The sequence below is a fragment of the Roseovarius sp. MBR-78 genome (genome assembly GCF_040547535.1).
GTDB lineage: Bacteria > Pseudomonadota > Alphaproteobacteria > Rhodobacterales > Rhodobacteraceae > Roseovarius.
Map to the genome: position 1 here is coordinate 63568 of NZ_JBEPPX010000018.1, position 6603 is coordinate 70170.

6 protein-coding genes and 2 pseudogenes are annotated in these 6603 nt (G+C 62.6%); all 8 read left to right on the plus strand.

Translation table 11 applies throughout. The features are described 5' to 3' along the window. Positions 1-46 precede the first annotated feature (46 nt). Positions 47-1714, plus strand: coding sequence for a thiamine pyrophosphate-dependent enzyme (locus ABIE58_RS14440; RefSeq protein ID WP_354545417.1), 1668 nt, complete (start codon positions 47-49; stop codon positions 1712-1714). A gap of 65 nt (positions 1715-1779) precedes the next feature. After that, a complete protein-coding gene (locus ABIE58_RS14445) occupies positions 1780-2220 on the plus strand; it encodes a DUF6789 family protein (protein ID WP_354545418.1) in 441 nt (146 codons plus the stop codon). Between the two features lie 28 nt (positions 2221-2248). Beyond that, positions 2249-2995 carry a flavodoxin family protein gene (locus tag ABIE58_RS14450; RefSeq protein ID WP_354545419.1) on the plus strand — a complete coding sequence of 249 codons (747 nt, stop codon included), beginning with the start codon at positions 2249-2251 and terminating at the stop codon, positions 2993-2995. A 177-nt stretch (positions 2996-3172) separates the two neighbouring features. Beyond that, on the plus strand, positions 3173-4423 hold the full coding sequence (egtB, locus tag ABIE58_RS14455) for an ergothioneine biosynthesis protein EgtB (protein ID WP_354545420.1): 1251 nt from the start codon (positions 3173-3175) through the stop codon (positions 4421-4423). Between the two features lie 90 nt (positions 4424-4513). Further along, positions 4514-4636: pseudogene (locus ABIE58_RS14460) on the plus strand (transposase); the annotation flags it as partial. 2 nt (positions 4637-4638) lie between these two features. After that, entirely contained in the window at positions 4639-4842 is a 204-nt protein-coding gene (locus tag ABIE58_RS14465; protein WP_354545421.1) for a hypothetical protein, read from the plus strand. A gap of 548 nt (positions 4843-5390) precedes the next feature. Continuing rightward, a pseudogene (locus tag ABIE58_RS14470) lies at positions 5391-6142 on the plus strand (IS1380 family transposase); the annotation flags it as partial. A 105-nt stretch (positions 6143-6247) separates the two neighbouring features. Next, positions 6248-6603: transposase (locus ABIE58_RS14475; protein ID WP_354545422.1), on the plus strand; the 356-nt coding region annotated here is incomplete at its 3' end.

Below are 6603 nucleotides of genomic sequence, written 5' to 3' on the forward strand. Positions count from 1 at the left end.
GCAAAGGGCTGCGCAGGTTGGCCTTGTCATGAAAGGACCGATTGTCATGAATGTTGCGGACGCGTTGCTTCGGATACTCAAGGAACACGGGGTGGAGCGTATTTTCGGTATCCCCGGCGACGCCATCAATGACGTGACCGATGCGATCCGCCGTCAGGATGATATCGCCTTCATCAACGTGCGCCACGAAGAGGCCGGGGCCTTTGCCGCCTCGGCCACGGCAAAGCTGACCGGCAATCTCGCGGTCTGCGTGGGCACCGCCGGGCCGGGCGCGATCCACCTGCTCAACGGGCTTTACGACGCCAAGCTGGATCACGCGCCGGTTCTGGCGATCACCGGACAGGTGGCGCGCGGCTTTATCGGCACGCAGGCGCATCAGGAGGTCGATCTCAAGGCGCTGTTTTCCGATGTGGCGGTCTATAGTGAGACGGTGACAACCCCCGATCAGGCGCCCGAGATCCTGATTCGCGCCTGCCATGCGGCGATTGCGCATCGCGGTGTGGCGCATGTCTCGATCCCCACCGATGTGGCCGGGGAAGCTTGCGATTTCGACGGCTGCCGCCCGCTTGGCCCGGCGCGCCCCGGTCGTGTGACGCCCACGCAGGACGATTGCAAGGCCGCAGCCGGGATGATCGACGCGGCGGAAAAGGTGGTCATCCTTGCCGGTATCGGCTGTGCGGGGGCGCACGATGACCTGCTGGCCTTTGCCGAGGCCGCAAAAGCCCCCATCGTGCGCAGCCTGCGGGCGAAGGACGTGATCGACGACGATCACCCGCTTTGTATCGGTGGGTTGGGCCTTTTGGGGGGCAAGCCTGCAGTGCAGGCGATGGATGATTGCGATCTGCTGGTGATGGCGGGCACGGATTTCCCCTATCTCGATTTCTACCCCGCCTCGGCCAAGGTCATCCAGATCGATATAGAGAGCACCCATATCGGGCGGCGTGTACCGGTCGATCTCGGGCTTGTCGGGGATGCGGGCGGTATTCTTGCGGCGCTGGGTGATGCCATCGCACCGGGGCGCGACGATCAATTCCTGACGCGGATGCAGGCCGGGATGCAGACATGGCGCGACGCGCAGGACAAGCTGGAAACAGACAGTAGCACGCCGATTGCGCCGCCCATGCTGATGCGCGCCATTTCCGATGCAGCCCCGGACGACACGATATTTCTGGCCGATACCGGCACATCGACGGCCTGGACCGCGCGGCACCTGCGGGTGCGCGGGGACCAGCGCTATACCCTGTCGGGGGGGCTTGCGACCATGGCATTTGCCTGTCCCGGTGCCCTCGGCGCGCAACTGGCCTATCCCGACCGGCGCGTGATCGCGATCTGCGGCGACGGGGCGTTTGCCATGCTGATGGGGGATTTCGTGACGGCGGTGAAATATCGGCTGCCGATTGTCACCGTGGTTCTCAACAACGCCAAGCTGGGTTTCATCCAGCTGGAGCTGGAGGCCAAGGGCCTGCCCGATTGGGGCACCAACCTGACCAACCCGGATTTCGCCGCGATTGCCGCCGCCTGCGGCGGTTGGGGGCGGCAGGTGACGGACCCCGCCGACCTGCGCCCCGCACTTGACGAGGCCTTCGCGCAGGAGGGTCCGGCGCTCCTGGATGTCATGGTCGATCCCGATGCGCTGATCATGCCGCCGAAAATCACCCTTGGCATGGCGGCCCGGTTCGGCATGTCACGCCTGCGCGAGGCGTTAGGAACCTGAAAGCCGCAGCTTGGATTATCCATTACAGTTTTGCCACCACTCTCATGCAAGCAAAGGAGGCTGAGATGACCCCACTTACCGCCGGAATAGCCGCAGGGCTGATCGCGACGGCCGTTCTGTCACTTCTGATGATCGTCAAGGGGATGATGGGCGTCATGCCCGGTCTCAATGTGATCGCGATGCTGGCGGCGACCATGGGCACGGGGACGACGATGGGATGGGTCGCGCATTTCGTGATCGGCATCGGGTATGGCGTCGTGTTCAGCCGGTTTTCACAGGGCGGCGACATGACGAAAGCCGCCCTCAAGGGTATCGTCCTCGGCATCGTCGGCTGGACCGCGATGATGATCCTGCTCATGCCGATGATGGGCAAAGGGCTTTTCGGGGTCGAAATAGCATCCGATCTGCTGATCGTTCCTCTTGCCACGCTGATGCTGCACGTGATTTTCGGCGCGGTGCTCGGCGCAAGTCATAACGCACTTATCAAAGATCGCGTGCAGGCGTGACGCGGACCCGACAGATCGGAGACACCCCATGACCCTCAACACGGTTCAAAAACGGCTCTGCGAGGCGCACGAGATGGATTTCTCGCACATCACGGCGCTTATCCTCAATTGCACGCTCAAGCCATCGGGTCAGCCATCGCATACCGATGCACTGCTACAGGTGCCGCGCGCGATCATGCAGGCCAATGGCATCGCCGTCGAGATGCTGCGCCCGGTCGATTTCGACCTGCCGCCCGGTGTCTACCCGGATATGCGCGAGCATGGGTTCAAAACAGACGATTGGCCGGACCTGTGCGCCAAGGTCATGGCCGCCGATATCCTCATCATCGGCACGCCGATCTGGCTGGGCGAGGAAAGCTCGGTCTGCCGTCGCCTGATCGAACGGCTTTATGCCGAATCCGGCAAGCTGAACGACAAGGATCAATCCATCTATTACGGTCGCGTCGGCGGTTGCATCGTCACCGGAAATGAGGACGGGGTGAAACATTGCGCGATGAGCGTGCTCTACGCGCTGCAACATCTGGGTTATCTGATCCCGCCGCAGGCCGATGCGGGCTGGATCGGTGAGGCCGGGCCGGGGCCCTCTTATGCCGATGACGGATCAAACGGGCCGCAGAACGATTTCACCCAGCGCAACGCCACCTTCATGACCTGGAACCTGATGCATATGGCGCGCATCCTCGCTGATTGGGGCGGCATCCCCGCGCATGGCAACCAGCGCAGCGCCTGGGAGGATGGCTGCCGCTTCGACCATCCCAACCCGGAATACCGCTGATTCTGTGCCTGATCGCGGATAAGGAAAGGCAAGCCGCATGGAAAACGTGCCTCTTGCGCTGTTCGTGCGATCCGCATGGGTTGGCGGCGTCGATCCTTCAATCTTGGCGAGGATCGACGAGGCGCTTGCGCCCTCTATATCCTGTGGCACAGAGCGACGGCAGAAAGGCGACACGAGATGACCCGCACCGCACACACCCCCGCACCTGCCCCCGACGAGATAACCACCCTCTTCGACGAGGTCCGCACGCAGACCGAGCAGTTGGCCGCGCCGCTCACCCCCGAGGATGCGATGCTGCAATCCATGGAAGAGGCCAGCCCGCCGAAATGGCATCTGGCGCATACCACGTGGTTTTTCGAGGAGTTCATTCTCAAGCCGCATTCCCCCGGCTACCGGAGCCCGGATGAGCGGTTCGCCTTCCTGTTCAATTCCTACTACGTGCAGGCCGGGCCGCGCCACGCACGCGACAAGCGCGGGCTGATCTCGCGCCCGGCGCTGCGCGAGGTGATGGCCTATCGCGACCATGTGACCGAGGCGGTGTCCGATCTTCTGGGCGCAAACCGCAGCGACCGCGACGATCTTGCCGCGCTGGTGGATCTGGGCTGTCATCACGAGATGCAGCATCAGGAATTGCTGCTGACGGATTTGCTTCACGGGCTGTCGCACAATCCGCTTCTGGTCGCCTATCGCGCGCCGGAGCCGGTGCCGACCGTGGCGGATGAGCCAGCAACGTTCCTCCCCCACGAGGGTGGGCTGGTCGAGATTGGACGTGACGGTGCGGGCTTTGCCTATGATTGCGAGGGGCCGCGCCACCAGAGCTATCTTGCGCCCTATGCGCTCGCCGATCGCCCGGTCACCAACCGCGACTGGATCGCCTTCATCGAGGATGGCGGCTATCGGGCGCAGCCCCTCTGGCTCAACGATGGTTGGGCGACCTGCCGCGCGCAGGGCTGGGATGCCCCGCTCTACTGGTGGCAACAGGATGGGGAATGGTGGAGCTACGGCTTGCGCGGCGCACAGCCCGTGAACCTCGACGCGCCGATCTGCCATGTCAGCTATTACGAGGCTGACGCCTATGCCCGCTGGGCCGGTGCGCGTCTGCCGACCGAGGCCGAATGGGAGGCGGCGGCGCGCCTGCCGATCGAGGGCAATTTCCTTGAGACCGGCGCATTGCGGCCGCTGCCCGGTGGGGGCATGTGGGGCAATGTCTGGGAATGGACACAAAGCCCCTTCACCCCCTATCCTGGTTTCCGTGCGCCCGAGGGTGCGCTTGGCGAATATAACGGCAAGTTTATGGTCAACCAGATGGTGCTGCGCGGCGGCTCTTGCGTAACACCGATGCGCCAGATGCGCCGGAGCTACCGCAATTTCTTTTACCCCCACCACCGCTGGCAAATGATGGGCCTGCGGCTGGCCAAAGACGTCTGATCCGAGAACCAACTCAAAACGGAGAGAGGTGGTCGCGGAAATTCGGACCCGTTGTTAAGGTGGATCGCCTGACGGGAGAGACGATCCGAAATGACGAAGAGAAAAATGCATACGCCTGCGTTCAAGGCGAAGGTGGCGCTGGAAGCGATCCGTGAAGAGATGACGCTGTCGGAGCTGTCGAAGAAATACAGCGTGCATCCGAACCAGATCAGCATTTGATCCGGGGGATCAAATGCCTGCCGAACGCGGCGACCCGGAACATGACCACGGCCTTCACCCGGCGGGGCGCTGATCCCGGGAAGGGGAACGAGGCGGAGATCGAGAAGCTGCATTCGAAGATCGGGCAGTTGGTGGTGGAACGGGATTTTTTAGCGAATGCCTCGCATCAACTGCTCGGGACGCGAGGCAAAAAATGGTGAGCCAGGATCATGACCTGAGCCAGCGGCGGCAATGCACACTGCTGCAATTGTCGCGCTCGACGCTGTATTACCGGCCAAAGGGCGAAAGCGTCGAGAGTAAGGCGGATCAGAAAACGATCCGGGGGATCGTTTTCCGCCGAACGCGTTTCATGGAGATCATCGACAATCAGTTCCTGGAGACCCCGTGGTATGGGTCCCGCCAGATGGCGCGGCACATGGAGCGGCAGGGGCACAAGTGCGGCCGTCGTCACGCTGAAAAGCGTGCCTCTGGCACGACGTGTGCGTCGGTTGATGCGTCTGATGCGCGTTCGTCGGGAAAACAGCGCCCCACGCTGTTTTCTTGCCCTCCTCACTCCGGATGGAGCGCGGGTTCTTGTATCTGGTGGCCATCATGGATTGGTATAGCCTACCGTAACGTCCACTGCCGGAGTTACCACTTAACCCGGATAATTCACGAGAAGGCGGCGGAGGTGTCGTAACCATCTGAAATGATGTATGTTTTTGGTGCTGCCGCCAAACCTGCAGCTTTTGAGAGGACGATCTCCGCCATGGCCCAATCTACGCGTTCCAGGCCCCGCCTGTCACCCCTGAATGGCAGGCCGATCCTGCTTGGATTTGACGGCGCAGACATGAGCTTCGACGCAGGGCTGACGCTGCTGCGCGAGATCGAGCGCAAGGCGGGCCGGGCGGAGCGGCTTGCAGATTGCCTGTGCGATCCGCGCGATCCGGCAAAAGTTCAGCATAGCCTGTGCGACATCATCCGTTTCCGGATCATGATGATCGGAGCCGGGTATGAAGACGGCAATGACGCGAACGCCTTGCGGCACGATCCCAGCTTCAGGATTGCCCTGGAGCGCGGCCCGGAAACCGGGGCGGCATTATCTTCGCAGCCGACGATTTCGCGCATGGAAAACCTGCCCGATGCTCGCGCGCTGATCCACATGGGTCGCGAGATGGTCCGGTTCCACTGTCAGTCCTTTGCGCGCGCTCCAGGCCGGATCGTGCTCGATATAGATGATACCTTTGATGCGGTGCATGGCCACCAGCAACTGCGCCTGTTCAATGCGTTCTACGACGCGTTCGGCGTCCAGCCGATCGTCGTGTTCGACGGTGAAGGCCGGCTCGTGGGGACACTGTTGCGCCCAGCCCGCCGCGCCCCAAGGGGGCCGAGAGCGCGGTCCATATCCGCCGGTTGATCCGGCAGATCGCCAAACATTGGCCCGAGACGGAAATCCTGCTCCGGGCGGACAGCCATTACTGCACCCCGGAGGTTCTGGACCTGTGTGACAGGCTCGGGCTGCGCTAGGTCTTGTCGCGAAGGTGGTGGAAATTTGAAGGTGGCGCAATCTCCGGGTGAACGAAACCCACCCAACCGGCGGCTGGCACCGCCAGAGGAGATCACGCCATGAACCAAGATACACAGACCAGCGCGCTTTCGCTACTCGCTTGCGAGGAAGGTTTCGATCCGATTGAGGACCGGCTGCGCGCCAATATCCGCGGCACCATCGAGGCGGTTTTCAACGAGGAACTGGACAGCTTTCTTGGCCGTCTGCGCTATGGCCGAGGAGCCGGTGCGGTGAAGGGCTATCGTCACGGTCACCGGGATCGCCAGATCACCGGAACATTCGGGAGCGAGACGATCAGCGTGCCGCGCGTCCGGGTCGAGGACGAGGCTGGCCGCGTCCGCGAATGGCGCTCAAAAGCGTTGCCGCGCTATCAGCGGCTGACCCGGACGGCCGAAGCGCTGATCGCGTCGGTCTA

Coding starts and splice junctions, on each gene's coding strand:
- ABIE58_RS14445 (WP_354545418.1), top strand. CDS start 1,780: ATGACCCCACTTACCGCCGGAATAGCCGCAGGGCTGATCGCGACGGCC.
- ABIE58_RS14450 (WP_354545419.1), top strand. CDS start 2,249: ATGACCCTCAACACGGTTCAAAAACGGCTCTGCGAGGCGCACGAGATG.
- egtB (WP_354545420.1), top strand. CDS start 3,173: ATGACCCGCACCGCACACACCCCCGCACCTGCCCCCGACGAGATAACC.
- ABIE58_RS14440 (WP_354545417.1), top strand. CDS start 47: ATGAATGTTGCGGACGCGTTGCTTCGGATACTCAAGGAACACGGGGTG.